Below are 17,965 nucleotides of genomic sequence, written 5' to 3'. Positions count from 1 at the left end.
GGTCGTCGCGGCTCAGTCGTCGCGGCTCAGTTGTCGCCACCCGTGGCCGCACCGACGAGCCACACGAACCCGCCGTCGCCCGTCCCCTCCGCGAAGTCGCGGGTCCAGACGAACCCGCCGTCGCCGGCTCCGAGGTCGGGATCGGTCGTCCACACGAACCCGCCGTCGCCGAGACCGTCGGTGAAGTCCGCCGTCTCGACGAGCCGAAGCACGCCGTCCCCGTCGGACGCGATCGCGAAGCCGCCGTCCCCCGCGCCGTCCGAGGGATCGGTCATCCAGACGAACCCGCCGTCACCCACGCCGTCGGCGAAGTCGCGGGTCCAGACGAACCCGCCGTCTCCAACGCCGACGGCCGGATCGGCGACCGAAACGAACCGCCCGGGCGCCCCGTCGCTCGCGACTCGGTCGAGCCACCGAATCCCGTCGGTGTCGGGCGCCTCGGAGAGCCAGTCGATCCACACGAATCCGCTGGTGGCGGCGGAGTCGTCGGCCACGGTCTCGGCGCCGTCTCCTCTTGCGCCCGCGACCGGAGCCGCCGCGGCCGCCGCCGAAGTCTCGCCCTCGGATCCGAACCCGCGCCGCTCCATGACCCCCCACGACTGGTCGCCGCGCAGGTACTCGATCAGGCCGTGCCACGCGACGATCGTCTTCCACTGGCGGTAGCCGAAGTTCTCCAGGACGCCGTACCAGAGCAGGCGGAGCACGTCCCGCGGCGACTCGTACCGGTTGTAGCTCCACACCTCGCTGAACACGCCGAACCACGAGAGGAAGACCCCGACCCCGACGGTCAACAGCAGGAACGCCAGGAAAAACTCGACGTTCAGGATGCCCAGGTACCACGCGATCGGGAGCAGCACGTATCCGAGCCCCTCGATGAGCGGACCGAGCGCCTCGGCCGCGGTGAAAAACGGGAGGACGACCGTCCCGACCCGACCGTACCGCCGCCGGAAGAACATCCGACGGCTGGCGAACACTGTCTCTATCATCCCGCGGTACCAGCGGCGGCGCTGGCGGCCGAGCGTCCGCAGGTTGTCGGGCACCTCCGTCCACGCGACCGGCTCCGGGACGAACTCGATCCGGTAGTCGATGTCGGCGTCAGAGAGGTGTTCGTGGAGCCGGACGACCACGTCGAAGTCCTCGGTGATCGTGTCGTGTCGGTACCCGCCGATCTCCCGGACGCGGTCGGTCCGGAACACGCCGAACGCGCCGGAGATGAGGATCAGCCCCTTGAGCCGGGCGAGGCCGAGCCGCCCGGAGTAGAACGCCCGCAGGTACTCCATCACCTGCACGCCGGGAAGTCCCGTCTTCGGGAGGTTGACCTCCTTGACCTGCCCGTCCTGGACCACGCAGTCGTTGGCGACCCGGATGGTGCCTCCGCTGGCGACCGTTCGCGAGGGCTCCTCCAGGAACGGCGCGACCACGTCCAACAGCGCGTCGCGGTCGATCAGGGTGTCGGCGTCGACCGCGCAAAACAGCTCCTGTTCGGTGAGCCAGACGCCGGCGTTGAGCGCGTCGCTTTTCCCGCCGTTCTCCTTGTCGACGACCAGCAGGTCCTCGTGGATCGCCGAGCGGTACACGCCGCGGATCGGCTCCGAAGGCACGTCGTACGGGACCTCGGCGTCGACCGGGCGGAGCCCGAACGCCTCGACGAGCCGGTCGAGGGTGGCGTCGGAGGAGCCGTCGTTGACGACGACGATCTCCTGGTCGGGGTAGTTGAGCGCCAGCATCGACCGCACGCTCTCGACGATCGTCGTCGCCTCGTTGTACGCCGGCACGACCATCGCGACGCCCGGATAGAACGGGCTGTCGAACGCGCGGAACGACGGCTTCCACGCCGACTCGCGGACGTTGTCGCGGAGCTGGAGCAGCGCGAGGGCGTGGATCAGCAGGTAGCCGGCGTTGATCAGCAGGTAGTACGTGACGATGAAGAAGCCCGACCCGGCGATGACCGCCGTCGCGACCGATCCGAGCGTCGTCATCCGCGCACCTCCTCGTGGAGCCGCTCGCGCTCCGCGGAGATGTCCCGCGCGAGCCGGTCGAACCGTGCGTGTTCGGTCGCCCACGCCCACGCGGCGCCGAAGGGCTCGGTCTCAGCCGACTCGTCGGTCACGGAGGCGACGCCCTCGGGGCCGGCGACCCACTCGCTACCCGGAACTCGCCGGGACGGGGGATCGTCCGTCCCTCGGTTCGCGACCAGCGTCTCCGCGGCCGCGACCTGCGCGCGGGCGTCCGGGTCCGTCGTCGCCGCGGACTCGATCGCCGCGGTCGCCTCGCCGTCGCCCCAGGCGCCGAGCGCTCGGTACGCGTTCGCGCGGACGGAGGGGACGGGATCCTCTCCGATCGCCGAGAGGTCGACTCCGTCACGGAGGCCCCGGTCCCAGCCGTACGCGCCCAGCGCCCGCCACGCGGCCGACCGCACGCTCGGGTCCGGACTCGACAGCGCTCCGACGATCCACGATCGGTCGGCGCCGCCGACGACGGTGGTGAGGTGGCGGACCACGAGCAGCGCCTGTCGCTGGAGCGACGGCTCCCACTCGTCGAAGTCGGCGGCGACCCGCTCGAAGAACGGCGTCGGGTCTCGCTCCGCGACGCGGTAGAGCGTGTCGACGCCGAACACCGAGAAGGAACGGGGGTCGTCTCGCAACAGCAGGTCGACGCCGGCCGTCGCGCAGTCGTCCGTCCCCGCGGCGTACAACACCCGTGCAGCCGCAGCGCGTTCGCGGGACGTGTCGGTGCAGCGCGTCTCGAGGAGGTCGCGGTCCGGCGCATCGCGCAGTAGGGCGAGCCAGACGAGCGCGTGTAGCCGGTCCCAGTAGCCGCCGTCGGCGATCTCGCGGCGCGCGCGCTCGTCGATTCCCAACGCCGTTCCCAGCTCGGCCAACAGGTCGGCGTCCCCGCCCTCGAGCTCGCGCAGATACACGTCGAGCAGCGACTCGAGCTCGTCGCGTTCGAGCGCCGAGAGCCCGGCGACCCACTCGTCCCACGCCGGGTCGTCGCGCCCGTAGAGCCGGTCGAGCAGCTCTGACCGAAGGGTCTCGCGGGCCGGGGTCCGCCGTCGGCGGCTACGGGCCGCACGAAGGGAGTAGCCGACCGTCACGATCACTACCGCGAGCAGGAGCGACCCGAGGACGACCGCGGCGAGCGCGAGGCCCCGAGAGAGCGGCCCCGGCAGCGAGAGGAGGACCGGGGAAGAAAACGGCGGGAGAGGGACGCTCGACGGGTCCACGCTCATTCCTCGACCAGACGTTCGATCCGGACGAGGAGCTCGTTGGGGCTGAACGGCTTCGTGAGGTACTCGTTCGCGCCGGACTCGAGCCCCTCGAGCACGTCCGCCTCCTGGCCGCGCGAGGTGAGCATGACGACGGGAACGTCGGGGTCGACCGCGAGCTCTCCGCGCCGCACCGCCCGGAGCAGTTGGGTCCCCTTCAGCCGCGGCATCATCACGTCGAGGACGACGATGTCCGGGTCTGCGTCGGGGTCGTTCAGCGCCTCGCGGCCCGCTTCGCCGTCGTGGCACGCGGTGACCTCGAATCCCGCGTTCGACAGTTTGTACTCGAGGATCGACCGGATCGTCTCGTCGTCGTCCGCGATGACGGCCGATTTCGTCACGGGCGGTATACACGTCAGATCTACTTTACCTTGTCTCTACACCGCCCGGCGCGGGGGCCGCGAGCCATTTAACACCGGGGCGGGCGAGGGGTGACGTATGCGTGATGAGTCAGGAACCGCGGTGGTCCTCGCCGCGGGGGAGGGACGCCGGCTGGAGCCGCTGACGAACCGGCGACCGAAGCCGATGGTACCCGTCGCGAACCGCCCGCTGCTCGAACACGTCGTCGAGGCCGTGGTCGCGGCTGGCATCGACCGGATCGTCCTCGTCGTCGGATACAAACAGGAGCGGATCCGAAACCACTTCGGCGACGGCGACGACTGGGACGTGACGATCGAGTACGTCGAGCAGTCGACGCAACTGGGGACGGGACACGCGGTGTTACAGGCCGAACCCGTCGTCGACGGCCCCTTCGTGGTTCTCAACGGCGACCGGCTCGTCGACGCCGAGGCGGTGTCGGCCGTCCGCGACCGCCTCAGCGACGGCGACGCGCCGCTGGTGACCGTCACCGCCGTGGAGCGCCCGCGTGACTACGGCGTCGTCCGACTGGACGGCGACCGCGTGATCGACATCGACGAGAAGCCCGAGGGACCGGTCGACACCAACCGCATCAACGCCGGCGTCTACGGCTTCTCGCCCGCGATATTCGACGCGATCCGGGCGACGAACGCGACGGGGGAGCTGGCGATCACCGCGACGCTGAACGACCTGGCCGAGCGGGACGAGGTGACCGGCTTGGGCTACGACGGTCGGTGGCTCGACGTGTCGAACCTCTGGGACGTTCTCACGGTGAACGCGGCGCTGATCCACGACACCGACCACGCCCGCGAAGCCCCGACGACGGGACGGCGTATCGGCGACACCGTCTCCGTCGCGGACGACGTCGTCCTCGCCGGAAACGTTCGCGTCGGGCCGAACGCCACCCTGAGCGGGGCGACGGCGATCGGTAGCAACGTCACGATCGCGGCCAACGCGGTCGTCGAGAACACCGTCGTGTTCCCCGACGCCGTCATCGGGCCGGGGGCGGTCGTCCGCGACGCCGTCGTCGCCGGGAACGCGCAGATCGGGCCGAACGCGACGATCACCGGAGGGGTGTCGACGGTCGTGGTCGGGGACACCGTCCACCGCGACGTGACGCTCGGCGGCGTCGTCGGCGACAACGCGTCGATCGGCGGCGGCGCGACGCTCACCGACGGCGCCGTCGTCGGCGACGACGTGCGGGCCGACGCGGGCGTCGTGGTCGACGGGCGCGTCGAACCGAACGCCGTCGTCCGGAGGGGCTGATCATGTGCGGGATCATCGGCTACATCGGCGAGTTGCACGCGGCTGACGGCGGCGGTGAGACGACAGACGAGGAGACGCCGGGCAGCGTCGGCGAGATCGTCCATCGCGGCCTCAAGAACCTCGAGTACCGCGGGTACGACTCCGCGGGCGTCGCGCTCGTGGGGCCGGAGAGCGGACTCACCCTCGCGAAGCGGTCGGGAGAGGTCGACGCGCTGTCGGTGCCGGACGTGCCCGACGCGACGCTCGGCGTCGGCCACACGCGCTGGAGCACGCACGGACCGCCGACGGACGCAAACGCGCACCCGCACACGGACTGCGTCGGCGACGTGGCGGTCGTCCACAACGGCATCGTCGAGAACTACGAGGCGCTCAGAGCGGAGCTGGCGGACCACGAGTTCACCAGCGACACGGACACGGAGGTCATCCCGCACCTGATCGAGGAGGAACTGGCCGCCGATTCCGGCGGCGAGGAGGGCGGTGAGGGCGCGGACCTCCTCGCCGCGGTCCGGCGGGTCGAGGGGCGACTGGAGGGGAGCTACGGGATCTGTGCGGTCCGCGAGGGCGACGACCGGATCGTCGTCGCGCGCCGCGGGAGCCCCCTGGTGTTGGGCCGCGGCGAGGACGCGTCGTTCGTCGCCAGCGACGTGACCGCGTTCTTAGAGCACACCCGCGACGTGACCTATCTCGAGGACGGCGACGTGGCGGCGCTGTCGCCCGACGGCGTCGAGGTCTACGCTGACGGCGACGCGGTCGACCGCGAGACCGAGACGGTGACGTGGGAGGCCGACGCCGCCGAAAAGGGCGGCTACGAGCACTACATGCGCAAGGAGATCCACGAGCAGCCGACCGCGCTCCGGCAGACCCTCGCCGGGCGGTTGGACGTGGACGCCGGCGACGTGGATTTGGACGTGTCGTTCCCGCCGGGCTTTCTCGCGGACTTAGAGGAGATCCGGATCGTCGCCTGCGGGACTTCCTACTACGCGGGTCGGTACGCAGCGCAGTTGTTCGAGGATCTCGCGGGGGTGCGCGCGACCGTCGAGATCGCCAGCGAGTACGAGTTCGGTGCGGGGCGGACGCCCGACCGGACGCTGGTGGTCGCCGTGACCCAGAGCGGGGAGACCGCCGACACGCTCGGGGCGATCCGGCGCGCGAACGCCGCGGGCGCCCGGACGTTCGCCGTGACGAACACCCTGGGGAGCACGGTGACGCGAGAGGTCGACGGCACCGCGTTCATCCGCGCCGGCCCGGAGATCGGCGTGGCCGCGACCAAGACGTTCGCCTCGCAGGTGGCGACGCTCGCGATGCTCGGGGTGGCGATCGGGCGTGACCGCGGCGCGCTCGCGGCCGCCGACGCGCGCTCAGTCTTGGAGGACCTGCAGGGGCTTCCGGGCGCGGTCCAGCAGGTCCTCGACGAGGAGCAGCGGGTGCGGGAGGCCGCCCGAGAGTTTCAGGACAGCGAGGCGTTCTTCTTCGTCGGCCGGTCGCTCGGCGTGCCCGTTGCGTTGGAGGGCGCGTTGAAGCTCAAGGAGATCTCCTACGATCACGCGGAGGGGTTCGCCGCCGGCGAGCTCAAACACGGTCCGTTAGCGCTGGTGACGCCAGAGACGCCCGTGATCGCCGTGTTGACTGACGGGGCACGGGCCGACGAGACGATGAACAACGTCACCGAAGCGCAGACGCGGGGCGCGCCGGCGTTGGGGTGCGTCTCCGCGGGCGACGAGTACGACACCCTCGACGCGTCGTTCGACGTGCCCGACGTGGGCGTCGTCGAGCCGCTGGTGGCGAACGTGTACCTGCAGCTGTTCGCGTATCACGTCGCCAACGAGAAGGGGCGGCCGATCGACAAGCCGCGAAATCTGGCGAAGAGCGTCACCGTGGAGTGAGGCCCGCCCGACCCCGGCGACGGCGCCCGTCTCTCGATGCAATAACCTTTCCGTGTGGCACACCTCACGCTCGTATGACGATAGCTACTGGCGATTCTGTGACGCTGGAGTACACGGGACGGCTTGAGGACGAAACGGTGTTCGACACCTCCCGGAAGTCCGTCGCCGAGGAGACGGGGCTGGCCGAGGCTCAGCCCGAACGAGAGTATGCGCCGCTGACTGTCGAAATCGGCGCCGAACAGGTTATCCAGGGAATGGAGGAGGGCCTGATCGGCTTGGCGGCCGGGGAGACGGAGACCCTGACGATTCCGCCGGAGAAGGCCTACGGCGAGCCCAGCGACGACAACGTCGAGGAGTTCGACACCGAGGAGCTCCGGGAGATGCTCGGCGGCCAGACGCCCGAAGAGGGCTCCTACCTCGAGGCCCAGAACGGCAGCCAGGGCGAGGTCGTCCACGTCGACGAGGAGGTCGTCCGGGTGGACTTCAACCCTCGCCTCGCCGGCGAAACGCTGACGTTCGACGTCGAGATCGTCGACGTCAACTGAGGTCGGACGGAGGTATTTGAGGTCGGACGGAGGTATTTGAGGTCGGACGGAGGTATTTGAGGTCGGACGGAGGTATTTGAGGTCGGACNAGGTCGGACGGAGGTATTTGAGGTCGGACGGAGGTATTTGAGGTCGGACGGAGGTATTTGAGGTCGGACGGAGGTATTTGAGGTCGGACAGAGGTATTTGAGGTCGGACAGAGGCACTTTGAGGGCGGACAGAGGCACTTTGAGCGATCGGCGCTAGCGGCACGATGAGGGCTCGACCGGCCATCGGACGCACGGCCGTATTTATGTCGAACCGCGAGAGAGGCTCCGCTATGACGACTCCAGACGTGGAGGGACGCGAACTCTCCCGCATCGGGTCGGTAGAGGCGATACACACCATCCCGGAAACCGGCGGGGGTCCCGAACCGCGCGACTCGGTCGAAGCGGCCGCCGGTCGCGGACTCGAAGGAGATCGGTACTACAAGGGAGATGGAATTTATAACGAACGGGACGACCTCGAACCGAGCGACGTGACGCTCATCGAGGCGGAAGCACTCGCTGCGGCACACGAGGAGTACGGCGTCGATTTTGGCCCGGGAGAACACCGACGAAACATCACGACCCGCGAGGTCTCGCTCAACCACCTTGTCGGGGAGCAGTTTCACGTCGGAGAGGTCGTTTTGGAGGGGATCGGACTGTGTGAGCCGTGTGGGTATATGCAGTCGCTCGCCGACCAGCCCGACGCTGCGGAGGCGTTGACACACCGCGGCGGTCTCGACGCACGTATCATCGAATCCGGAACGATCGGCGTCGATGACGAGATCATCTGGTGAACTGTCTCCGATCGAGTTCCGAGCTCTCGGCGAGCCGCCTGCGGGAAGCCGCTCTGTGGCCGCCTCCGGGTGAGAGAACCGGGGCATTGCCCTCTGTAGGCCGGTGAGTCGACAGACAGCTAACACTTCGGCTATTATTTCGACGCCTCGGCCGTTATTTCGACACCCCGGTGACGGTTCCCCATCGCTGAGAGAACGCCCGATCGTCTCGCGATTCCCCGGTGGTTTCTGGAAATCTCGTGTTTAAACAACGAGCCGCTCGTTCACTACTTAAACCCGGGGCGTTTTGACACGTAGTAATATGAGTAGATCCGCCAACTCCATCCGCGTCCTCCACGTGGATGACGATCCGTCATTCGGTGAGCTGGTCGGCATTTACCTGAGCCGGGAGGACGACCGGATCACCGTTCAAACAGCGACCAGTCCGGGCGAGGGGATGGATCGCTTAGCGGCTCACGACATCGACTGCGTCGTCTCAGACTACGACATGGCCGAACAGAACGGGATCGAGTTTCTCGAATCCGTCCGCGAGCGGTATCCCGATCTGCCGTTCATTCTCTACACGGGCAAGGGCTCGGAGGAGATCGCCAGCGAAGCCATCTCGATGGGAGTCACTGAGTACCTTCAGAAGGAGTCCGGGACGAGTCAGTACACGGTTCTAGCCAACCGGATCAGCAACGCCGTCGAACAGCACCGCTCTCGGCAGGCGGTCCAAGAGACCGAACAGAAGCTCTCGGAAGTCGCCGAACGGACGGACGATGTTCTGTTCATGTTCAGCGGTGACTGGAGCGAACTGCTCTTTATCAACTCGGCGTACGAGGAGATCTGGGACGGATCGGTCGAGGAGCTCGGGGAAGACCCGACAGTGTTCCTCGACTACGTCCACCCCGACGACCGGGAACGAGTCCGTGCGTCGGCGGAACGGCTCGCGACGGGAGAAGCGTCTCAGATCGAGTACCGAGTGGTCCGGCCGGACGGCGAGCAGCGGTGGGTCCGCGGCGGCGCCCAGCCCGTTCTGGACGAAGACGGTGACGTGGCACGGATCGTGGGGCAAGTCCGCGATATCACGGAGCAGAAGGAGCGCACGCTCCACCTCGAGACGATCATCGGGAACCTCCCGGGGTACGTGTACCGCCACGAGTACGACCCGGAGTACCCGCTCCAGTTCGTCAAGGGCGACGCCGAGTCGATCACGGGCTACACGTCAGCAGAACTGGAAGACGACGTCGTCCTCGCAGAGGAGATTATCCACCAAGACGACCGAGAGGACCTCTGGTCCGATCACAGCGAGGGCATTGAAGCGACGGGACGGTTCGATTCGACGTATCGCATCGTCACCAAAGACGGCGACACGCGGTGGGTTCACGATCAGGGGCAACTGATCGAGGACCCGGTAACTGGAGAGGAGGTGATCGACGGGTTCATCACCGACGTGTCAGAGCACGTCCGACGCAAACGAGAACTCAAGAGCCAACAGGAGCTCATCAACGAAAGTCTGGGTGCGCTACAGGACGTCTACTACGGGTTGAGCGAAGCCGGCGAACTCCGCCGCTGGAACGATCGCATTCCGGAGATAAGCGGCTACTCGGAGGCGGAAATCGACGGGATCGACGTCACCGAGTTCTTCGTCGAGGAACACCGCGACCGGATCAGGGAGAGCATCGAGGAGACGGTCGAGACCGGTTCGGCGTCGGTTCGCGCGAACGTGATCACAGCGGAGGGCGAGTCGGTCCCGTACGAGTTCCGGAAGGCCCGCTTGTCGGTTCCCAACCGGGAGGGGATCGCGGTCGTTGGTGTTGGTCGCGACGTCTCCGAGCAGGCTGCACGCGAACACGAACTCGAACGAATTCGCGACTTCTTCACGGAGGCTGAGCAGTTGGGGAACCTCGGCGCGTGGGAGCTCAACGCGGATGGATCGCTCGTGTGGACGGCCGGGACGCGCCGGATTCACGGCGTCGACGAGGCGTTCGAGCCAACGGTCCACGAGGGGCTCGACTTCTTCCATCCCGAAGACCGGCCCGCGATCGAACGGGCGGTCGAAGCGGCGCTTGAGCACGGGGAATCATACGAAGAAGAGCTCCGCCTGATCACTGCCCAGGGCGACCAGCGGTGGGTGCGAATACGAAGTAAAGCGCTTGCCGACGGCGAGCAGCAAACCGTTCGCGGCTTTATCCAAGACATCACCGAGCAGAAAGAGCGCGAGCGAGAACTCCGGACCGCCAACGCTCAGTTAGAGAACGCGATCGAAGCGGGGGCCGTCGGTACGTGGGAGTGGCATATCACGGACGATCGGCTCGTTGCGGGGAAAGAGTTCGCGAGGACGTTCGGCGTGGACCCGGAGTCAGCCCAACGGGGAGTCGAACTCGATCAGTTCGTCGCGAAGATCCACGAAGACGATCGCGATCGGGTCGAAGATCGGATCGAGGCTGCGGTGGCGGCGTGTGGCGACTACGAGACGGAGTACCGTGTCTGGAACGCTGACGACGAGCTGCGGTGGGTACTCGCTCGCGGCCAGGTGGCAAGCGACGCGGACGGAGATCCGATCCGATTCTCCGGCGTCCTCGTCGATATCACCGAGCGAAAGCGGATGGAACGGCAGTTGGAACGGCACAACGAATCGCTTGAGGAGTTCACCGGCGTCGTGAGCCACGATCTCAGAACGCCGCTCAGCGTTATTCGGGGGCGCGTCGAACTCGCTCAGGACGACTGCGAAAGCGAGCACCTCGCGCAGATCGAGTCCGCGGCCGAACGGATGGAACAGATCATCGACGACCTCCTCTGGCTGGCTCGGGAAGGTCAAGATATCGGATCGGTGGACCGGGTGGTGATCGAGAACGTCGTCGACGACGCATGGTCGATCGTCGCCGACGGTGCGGCCGAAGCCACGCTCCAGTACGCAGACACGGATGAGCTACCGACGGCGATCGAGGCGGACGCGGATCGGCTTACCCAGCTCTTTGAGAACCTGCTCCAGAACGCTCGCCAGCACGGAGACACCGACGTCACGGTCACGGTCGGGGGGCTAGACGGCGGGCTTTACGTCGAAGACGACGGTCCCGGTATTCCCGAATCCGATCGCGAGACCGTGTTCACGACGGGGTACACGACCGCCGAAGACGGCGCCGGCTTCGGACTCCGCATCGTGGAACAGATCGTCGACGCCCACGGCTGGGAGATCGGCGTCACAGAGGGGACGGATGGCGGCGCACGATTCGAGATCACGGGTCTCGAGGTTACAGCGTAGGGGATTTTCGGCTCATCGGATTCGTCGACATCCGCCTCGCCAGCGGCGTTCGTCGGGTGATCGGGTGTCGGCCGTCATCGACCGCGCCTTCTGTGAAGGAGTACGACGAACAAACAGATCGCCGGTCGTGTTCACACCGCGGGAGAGCGGCCCGGCTCTAATTGCTGCCCGCACGTTGGTCTTCGCCTCCGTGTTCCATGATTAACCGCTCTCCGACGGCGTTTTACCTCTACGGATAAGGTCGCTACACGTGGATCCTGACACCGTCCGAGACACGTGGGAAAACCGGGCGGGCGAATACTCGCCGGCGTACTACGCATATTACGGTCCCAATGAGACGAGTACGCTGATCCGGGACAGTCTCGGTGAGCACCTCCCCCGTGACGCAACCGTCCTCGAACTCGGGTGTGGTTCGGGCCGTCACCTCGCACACCTCGCCGACCACGGCTTCGAGAACCTCTCTGGCATCGACATCAACGACGAGGCGTTCGACACGATGCGGGAGGCGTATCCCGCACTCGCCGCCGACGGAACGTTCCACTGCGACCCGATAGAGGACATCGTCGCGGAGTTCGACGACGGGCAGTTCGACGCGGTCTACTCGGTCGAAACGCTCCAGCACCTACACCCCGACGTCGAGTGGGTCTTCGAGGAAGTGGCTCGAATCACCGACGACGTTCTCATCACGGCGGAGATCGAGGACCCAATACGCGAATCGTCGTCGCCCGACCCGGACGTGAACTACGTCGACGACGACACCCCCCTGTACTACCGAGACTGGGGCCGCATCTTCACCTCGCTCGGTCTCGTCGAAGTCGATGTCGTCCGCGGGGACAGGGACACCACGCGGACCTTTCGCGTGTCTGACTAACTTCGAAACCCGAACGCCCCCGATCTCGGGCGGATCGCGGCCGAATGGGGGTGTGCGACGGCGAGTGTGAGCTACCGGCTGGCAGTAATCGCTGGGGACACGGAGGTGCCATTCAGCACCGATCCGGGAAAATCAGCCTCCGAGAGGCGTCTCCCCCCGCCACGATCGAAGACCGTCAGATCGCCGACGTGAAGGCGGCGGTCAGACGGCTCCGAGCGAACGCCGAGGCGTACGGCTTCGACCCCCACCCCGTCGCGGCGTGGGTCGGGCCTCGCGGAGTACTACCGGAGCAGCGTCCGCCGTGTGTTCGCGGCGACCAGACCACCGCCGACGATGACCGCGAACGCCGCCGACAGCGGGGTGAAGTACCCGGCGGCCAACGCCAAGAGGGCGATTCCGTTGTAGGAGAACGCGAGGGCGTTGTTCTGTTTCACGCGACGGCGAGCCGCGCCCGCCAGGTCGAAAGCGGTTTCGACGGAGCGGATGTCGTCGTCGACGATCGCGATATCGGCGGCGTCGGCCGCTAACGCCGTGCCGCCGCCCAGAGAAATGCCGAGGTCCGCGGCCGCGAGCGCCGGGGCGTCGTTCGTTCCGTCACCGACCATCGCGACCTGGCCGTCCGATTTGAGCCGCCGGATCGTCGCCGTCTTTCCCTCCGGTGGGACCGTCGCGAAGACGTGCGTCACGTCCTCGTGCCGCTTGAAGAAGTCCGTCGCTTCCTCGTCGTCGCCCGTCAGAACGACGACATCCGCGTCTCGCGCACCGAGCCGAGAGATCGTTTCGCCCCAGCCGTCCCGCGGCTCATCGCCCACGACGATCAGCCCCTCCGCGGCCCCGTCGCGACCGACGACGACCGGAAGCTGACCGAAGCCCCGAGCGTCGGCGACGCGAGAGCGGACGTCGTCCTCTACGGTCCATCCCCGTTCCGCGAAGAGCTCGAGGTTTCCGACGAGATACGCGGTTCCGTCGATCACCCCTTCGACACCGGACCGGTGGTTCACGAACTCGCTCACCCGGCCGGGGTGCTCCGTGTCGTTGTCGTCACCGGCTACCTCCGACCGATCGTCGAGGCCGTGGCCCGCCGCAGTCCCGCCGGCGAACGCCGTGGTGATGGCGTTTGCGGCGGGATGTGACGCCCGCTGTTCGAGCGATGCGACGGCGTCGAGAAGATCCGCGGGCGCGTCCGCCTCGATCACCTCCATCTCCCCGGTGGTGAGCGTCCCGGTCTTGTCGAAGACGACGGTGTCGATGTCTCGAAGCCGTTCGAAGACCGTCTCGTCGAAGATGATGATCCCTCGCCGCAGCGCGCTTGCGATGCTCTTCGCGACCGAGAGCGGCGTCGCGAGTCCGAGGGCCCACGGCGACCCGGCGAGGAGGACCAGCAGTGCGAGGAGAAACGCGTCTGACACGCTCCTGCCGAACGCGATCGCGCCGGCGCCGCTGATCGCGGCGGCGGCTCCGACGACGAGGAGGACCGCGTACGACGCGAGTCGGTCGGCGTGGCGTTGGACGCCGTGAGTCGCGCTCTGCAGGTCCCAGACGGCAGCCGTTATCCGATCGATGCTGCTCGTCACGTCCGGGCCGACGCGGACCAAGGCCGCGCCGTCGGTGACGATCGATCCCCCGATGACCTCGTCTCCGGCGCGTTTCGGCACCGGGAGCGACTCCCCGGTAACGATCGCTTCGTCGACGGTACAGCCGCCTTCGATCAGTTCCCCGTCCACCGGGACTCGTTCGCCCTGTCGGACGAGCACGACATCGCCCGAACCGAGGTCCTCGACGCGAACCTCCTGAGTCTCCCCGTCCGAGCCGTACGTCCGTGCGCGCTCGATCTGTGAGACCGTGAGCTCCGTAAGGCGATCGAGCGCGCGCTGCTTGATAGACGACTCGTAGAACGCAACCGCGGTGACCGCGGCCGTGACGACGATCGCGAGGTCGTAGAAAATGTCGTTCCGCCCGAGGACGACAGCGGCCGTGCTGTACGCATACGCGCTGATCGCGGTGATCGCCACCAACAGATCGGTGTTTGGACGCCGCATTTTAAGACTGATGTAGGCGCCACGCAACACCGGGAGGCCGGTAAAAACGAGAATGAGACCGGTCATGACGAAGTACAGCCGGAGGAACACGAACGCGCCCTGGCCGTTCAGCCGGAACGCACCCTCGAATATTTCGAGCGCTTGCCAGTCGAATATCGAGGCGAGGTGCGCGGGGTAGAGAATTGCGACGTACGGCACGAGCAGGAACGCACCGAAGAGGAATCCAACTGAGTATCGCATGCCCAAGAGTTGGTCGTCTCTGCGCTTTCGAATACCGTCCATCTCCCGTGCTCGGCGAGTCGTGCCACCGGTCTCGCCCGCCTCTGACGAGGCGTCGTCACGGAGGTATGCCGTGTACCCGAGCGTACTCAACGCGTCACGCAACGCGTCCTTCGAAGCGGTTTCCGGATCGTGGTCGACTCGGACTGTCTCCGTGACGTAGCTCGCTTCGGCGCTGATCACCCCCTTCTGGTTCTCGACGAGGGATTCGAGATACGCCTCACACGTCGCGGAGTACATGCCGTCGATCCGGAGGAACGTCCGAGAGCGGTGCTGATCGGAATGGATCGCGTCCGCCTCTCTGTCCGTCCCGTTCTCAGTCGAGGGCCCGGCCGCGTCGGAGGAGTCGGCCGCCCCGAGCGTCGTATACACGTCGTAGCACCCGCTCGAACAGAACGATCGTTCACCGACGGTCTCGAACGTGGGCGATCGGACCTCTCGACCACACAGGTCACAGCTATCGGTCATGATCAGAAGCGGTGAGTCCACCTGTCTGTCCGACACCGGACCAGTCTGAAGAGAGACGATGGTACATCCTCAATGTGATCCCCGAGTCGACCGATCGGGAGAGTGTCATCCGAATTTAGAAGATGAAAGGCAAAAACCCACGGCTTTGGCCGTGGACGGAGGGCGAGTCGTCGTCGCTTTCTCGTCCAAGTGCTCCCTGCGGTGACCAAACGTATCGGTGGTGAACGCCGCGCCTGCACGGAACCTCCGAACGTGTGGGGTCCCGACGGCGAGCGCGTCGAGCGGTTCGTCGCCGGCGAGACGATCGTCGACGCCGAGTAGTCGACCTCGTCCGCATTGCGGGGTGGCTTTTTACGACCTCCTGTCGTCGACCTATCTATGACCGATCCGTTCGTCGTCGTGGGTGCGGACGCGGCCGGGCTGAGCGCGGCCAGCAAGTTCCGCCGCGAGGCCCCCGACCGCGAGGTCGTCGTCTTCGAGAAGGGCCGGTGGATCTCGTACGCCTACTGCGGGATGCCGTACTTCATCGAGGGGCGCGTCGAGCGCATGTCGAACCTCCTCTCGCTGTCCCCGAGCGAGGTCGACGAGCGCGGGATCGACCTCCGGCGCGGCCACGAGGTCGTCGCCGTCGACCCGGACGCGAAGACCGTCGCCGTCGAGACCGCCGACGGCGACTCCGTCGAGCAGGCCTACGACGACCTCCTCGTCGCCACGGGCGGCCGCGCCTCGATAGGGTCCTTCGACGTGCGCGGACTGGACGGGTCGTTCACCCTCCACGACATGGACGCCGCGGCCGCGATCGACGCGTACATCGCGGAGCCGGACGCGTACGACTCCGACCGCGCCGACGTGAGCGCGGTCGACCGCGATCGCGTCGACCGCAACGCCGCGATGCCGGCCCCCGAGACGGGGGCGATCGTCGGCGGCGGCTACGTCGGCGTCGAGATGGCGGAGGCGCTGTCCGGCCGGGGGCTCGACGTGCACCTGTTCCACCGGTCCGGGCACCTCCTCTCGGACTTCGGCGAGGCGGTCGGCGAGCGCGTCGCGACCGAACTGGAGGCGAAGGGCGTGACGGTCCACACGAACGCTCCCGTCGAGGAACTGGTCGGCGACGACCGGATCGAGGGGATCGCGTTCGGCGGCGCGGACGGCCCCGAGACGCTCCCGGTCGACCTCGCGATCGTCGGCGTCGGAATCCGGCCCAACACCGAACTCCTCGACGGAACCGGCGTCGAGACCGGCGAGGGCGGCGCGATCCGCACCGACGAGTACGGGCGGACGAGCCTCCCCGACGTGTACGCCGCGGGCGACTGCGCGACCGCGATCCACGCCGTCACCGGCGAGGAGGCGTGGATGCCGCTCGGGCTCACCGCCAACCGGGCCGGGCGGGCGGTCGGCGCCACCGTCGCCGGCGACCCCTCGCCCGTGGGCGATATCGCGGGCACCGCGGCCGTGAAGGCGTTCGACATGGAGGCCGCCCGCGTCGGGCTGACCGAGGACGAGGCGGCCCGCGAGGCCGGCTTCGACCCGGTCCGCGAGACCGTGACCGCCGGCTCTCGATCCGGATACTACCCCGGTGCGGCGCCGACCGACGTGACGCTCGTCGCCGACCGCGACACGGGACGCCTCATCGGCGGGAGCATCGTCGGGCCCGATCGCGCGGCGATTCGGATCGACACGCTCGCGACCGCGCTGGAGGCGGACATGACCGTTCCCGAAGTCGAACGCTTGGACCTCGCGTACGCGCCGCCCTTCTCACCGGTGTGGGACCCGATCCTCGTCGCCGCGAAGGTGCTCAACGGGACGCTCGACGAGACGTAGCGGTTCGGATCAGTCGATCAGCGGTTCGGATCAGTCGTCCGCGTCCGCGCTGTCGTCCGCAAAGACCGAGTCGGGTTCCTCCTCGCTGCCCCCGATTCCGGCGACGACGCGCCCGACCGCGTAGCCGGCGACGCCGACCGCGACCGCACCGGCGACGGCGGCGCCGAGCGGTTCGGCCACGGCGACGACGAAGGGTACGGGGTCGGAGAGCGGGATCGCGTACGGTTCTGGGCCGGTCGTTCGCAGGAGCGCCGCCGCGAACGGGCCGTACGCGAGGAGTATTGCGGGGAGCACGCCCCCGCCGACCGCGGCGAAGGCGGCGACGCCGACCGCGGTCAGGACCGCGACCGCCCCGGCGACGGGAGCGACGAGACCCTGCGGGACCGCCGTCGCTCCCAGCGAGGCCGCCGTCGAGGCGGCGATCGAGGCGACGTCGAACGCGACGTACGAGACCGCGAAGCCGACCGCGCTCCAGACGGCGGCGCGTTCGAACCCCGCTTCGCCCAGCGCGACGCGAATGAGGGCGGCGAGGCGTCCGGAGTCGGGAGCGTCGTCGCCCGCGGTCATTCCGGACGAGTCGCGCCCCGGCCGTCCCGGTCGGGGGTGAGGTTGCCGTGTTCGTCTATCTCGCCGGCGACGATCCGCGTCGAGGAGATGCGCTCGCCGTCCTCGGCCGGGACGTGGTCGACTACGACGAGTTCGAGGGGGTCGTGGCCGCGCTCGCGGCGGATCTCGTTTATCTGCTCCCCGCCGCCTCTCGTCTCCGGAGAGACGATCAGCGCGTCGAACTCGGGCTCGACGGCGATGCCGGTGGGGTCCGTCAGCTCGCGGACCTCGAACTCGCGGTCGTGCTCGTCGGCGAGGACAGACAGCTCGGCTTCGAGGTCGCGCTTCCGGCGGTCGTACGGGCGGACGTACCGCTCGACGTGTCGGGTCTTCGGCGCGAGCTCGTCCGACGTGAGCCCGACGGTCACGTCACCCAGCTCGAACGCCCGTTCGAACAGCTTCCGGTGGCCGTCGTGAACGGGATCGAACGTACCGCCCAGCGCGACGTTCATGCATACCGGTTGCGCGGACGGGACTTAAAAGGTCTCGAAGCGGGGT

The 17,965-nt window shown here is 67.7% G+C and carries 13 protein-coding genes; 7 read left to right on the top strand and 6 right to left on the bottom strand.

What is annotated here, in order from left to right:
• Positions 1-26 precede the first annotated feature (26 nt).
• Genes C471_RS15130 through C471_RS15120 form a run of 3 tightly spaced genes read right to left on the bottom strand, consistent with a single transcriptional unit; the run spans position 27 to position 3,609 of the window.
• Positions 27-1,979, bottom strand: coding sequence for a glycosyltransferase family 2 protein (locus tag C471_RS15130; RefSeq protein ID WP_004050481.1), 1,953 nt, complete (start codon positions 1,977-1,979; stop codon positions 27-29).
• Positions 1,976-3,232, bottom strand: coding sequence for a HEAT repeat domain-containing protein (locus tag C471_RS15125; RefSeq protein ID WP_004050479.1), 1,257 nt, complete (start codon positions 3,230-3,232; stop codon positions 1,976-1,978). Before C471_RS15125 ends, C471_RS15130 begins: the two co-directional genes overlap by 4 nt.
• The gene (locus C471_RS15120) at positions 3,229-3,609 is read right to left on the bottom strand and encodes a response regulator transcription factor (protein WP_004050477.1); all 381 of its coding nucleotides are present in this window, start codon (positions 3,607-3,609) and stop codon (positions 3,229-3,231) included. Before C471_RS15120 ends, C471_RS15125 begins: the two co-directional genes overlap by 4 nt.
• A gap of 97 nt (positions 3,610-3,706) precedes the next feature.
• On the opposite strand from C471_RS15120, the gene C471_RS15115 reads away from it, so the two are divergent.
• The 6 genes from C471_RS15115 (at position 3,707) to C471_RS15090 (ending at position 12,254) form a co-directional block, all read left to right on the top strand.
• Positions 3,707-4,891 carry a sugar phosphate nucleotidyltransferase gene (locus tag C471_RS15115; RefSeq protein ID WP_080505618.1) on the top strand — a complete coding sequence of 395 codons (1,185 nt, stop codon included), beginning with the start codon at positions 3,707-3,709 and terminating at the stop codon, positions 4,889-4,891.
• A gap of 2 nt (positions 4,892-4,893) precedes the next feature.
• Complete coding sequence (gene glmS / locus C471_RS15110) at positions 4,894-6,774, top strand: glutamine--fructose-6-phosphate transaminase (isomerizing) (protein ID WP_004050473.1); 1,881 nt, start codon at positions 4,894-4,896, stop codon at positions 6,772-6,774.
• Positions 6,775-6,848: 74 nt separating this feature from the next.
• Complete coding sequence (locus C471_RS15105) at positions 6,849-7,319, top strand: FKBP-type peptidyl-prolyl cis-trans isomerase (protein WP_080505617.1); 471 nt, start codon at positions 6,849-6,851, stop codon at positions 7,317-7,319.
• A 319-nt stretch (positions 7,320-7,638) separates the two neighbouring features.
• Entirely contained in the window at positions 7,639-8,139 is a 501-nt protein-coding gene (locus C471_RS15100) for an MOSC domain-containing protein (protein WP_004050469.1), read from the top strand.
• A 301-nt stretch (positions 8,140-8,440) separates the two neighbouring features.
• Entirely contained in the window at positions 8,441-11,383 is a 2,943-nt protein-coding gene (locus tag C471_RS15095) for a PAS domain-containing protein (protein ID WP_004050467.1), read from the top strand.
• 250 nt (positions 11,384-11,633) lie between these two features.
• Complete coding sequence (locus C471_RS15090) at positions 11,634-12,254, top strand: class I SAM-dependent methyltransferase (RefSeq protein WP_004050466.1); 621 nt, start codon at positions 11,634-11,636, stop codon at positions 12,252-12,254.
• Positions 12,255-12,535: 281 nt separating this feature from the next.
• Here the strand turns inward: C471_RS15090 and C471_RS15085 are convergent, their stop codons facing one another.
• On the bottom strand, positions 12,536-15,040 hold the full coding sequence (locus C471_RS15085) for a heavy metal translocating P-type ATPase (protein ID WP_049909509.1): 2,505 nt from the start codon (positions 15,038-15,040) through the stop codon (positions 12,536-12,538).
• Between the two features lie 378 nt (positions 15,041-15,418).
• On the opposite strand from C471_RS15085, the gene C471_RS15080 reads away from it, so the two are divergent.
• Positions 15,419-16,861: an FAD-dependent oxidoreductase gene (locus C471_RS15080; RefSeq protein WP_004050462.1), complete on the top strand. Its 1,443-nt coding sequence runs from the start codon at positions 15,419-15,421 to the stop codon at positions 16,859-16,861.
• A 30-nt stretch (positions 16,862-16,891) separates the two neighbouring features.
• Here C471_RS15080 and C471_RS15075 read toward each other — a convergent pair whose 3' ends face one another.
• Together C471_RS15075 and C471_RS15070 are read right to left on the bottom strand one after the other, a co-directional pair.
• Positions 16,892-17,428 (bottom strand): hypothetical protein, encoded by a 537-nt coding sequence (locus C471_RS15075; protein ID WP_004050460.1) that lies wholly within the window; start codon positions 17,426-17,428, stop codon positions 16,892-16,894.
• Positions 17,425-17,919 (bottom strand): phosphopantetheine adenylyltransferase, encoded by a 495-nt coding sequence (locus C471_RS15070; RefSeq protein ID WP_004050458.1) that lies wholly within the window; start codon positions 17,917-17,919, stop codon positions 17,425-17,427. The genes C471_RS15075 and C471_RS15070 overlap by 4 nt, the downstream gene beginning before the upstream one ends.
• Positions 17,920-17,965 lie beyond the last annotated feature (46 nt).

The organism is Halorubrum saccharovorum DSM 1137, assembly GCF_000337915.1.
In the GTDB taxonomy this organism is placed as follows: domain Archaea; phylum Halobacteriota; class Halobacteria; order Halobacteriales; family Haloferacaceae; genus Halorubrum; species Halorubrum saccharovorum.
Note: the sequence above shows the minus strand (reverse complement) of the source record. Positions and strands in the feature narration are given on the sequence as shown.

Coding starts and splice junctions, on each gene's coding strand:
- C471_RS15130 (WP_004050481.1), bottom strand. CDS start 1,979: ATGACGACGCTCGGATCGGTCGCGACGGCGGTCATCGCCGGGTCGGGC.
- C471_RS15125 (WP_004050479.1), bottom strand. CDS start 3,232: ATGAGCGTGGACCCGTCGAGCGTCCCTCTCCCGCCGTTTTCTTCCCCG.
- C471_RS15115 (WP_080505618.1), top strand. CDS start 3,707: ATGCGTGATGAGTCAGGAACCGCGGTGGTCCTCGCCGCGGGGGAGGGA.
- glmS (WP_004050473.1), top strand. CDS start 4,894: ATGTGCGGGATCATCGGCTACATCGGCGAGTTGCACGCGGCTGACGGC.
- C471_RS15105 (WP_080505617.1), top strand. CDS start 6,849: ATGACGATAGCTACTGGCGATTCTGTGACGCTGGAGTACACGGGACGG.
- C471_RS15100 (WP_004050469.1), top strand. CDS start 7,639: ATGACGACTCCAGACGTGGAGGGACGCGAACTCTCCCGCATCGGGTCG.
- C471_RS15095 (WP_004050467.1), top strand. CDS start 8,441: ATGAGTAGATCCGCCAACTCCATCCGCGTCCTCCACGTGGATGACGAT.
- C471_RS15085 (WP_049909509.1), bottom strand. CDS start 15,040: ATGACCGATAGCTGTGACCTGTGTGGTCGAGAGGTCCGATCGCCCACG.
- C471_RS15080 (WP_004050462.1), top strand. CDS start 15,419: ATGACCGATCCGTTCGTCGTCGTGGGTGCGGACGCGGCCGGGCTGAGC.
- C471_RS15075 (WP_004050460.1), bottom strand. CDS start 17,428: ATGACCGCGGGCGACGACGCTCCCGACTCCGGACGCCTCGCCGCCCTC.
- C471_RS15070 (WP_004050458.1), bottom strand. CDS start 17,919: ATGAACGTCGCGCTGGGCGGTACGTTCGATCCCGTTCACGACGGCCAC.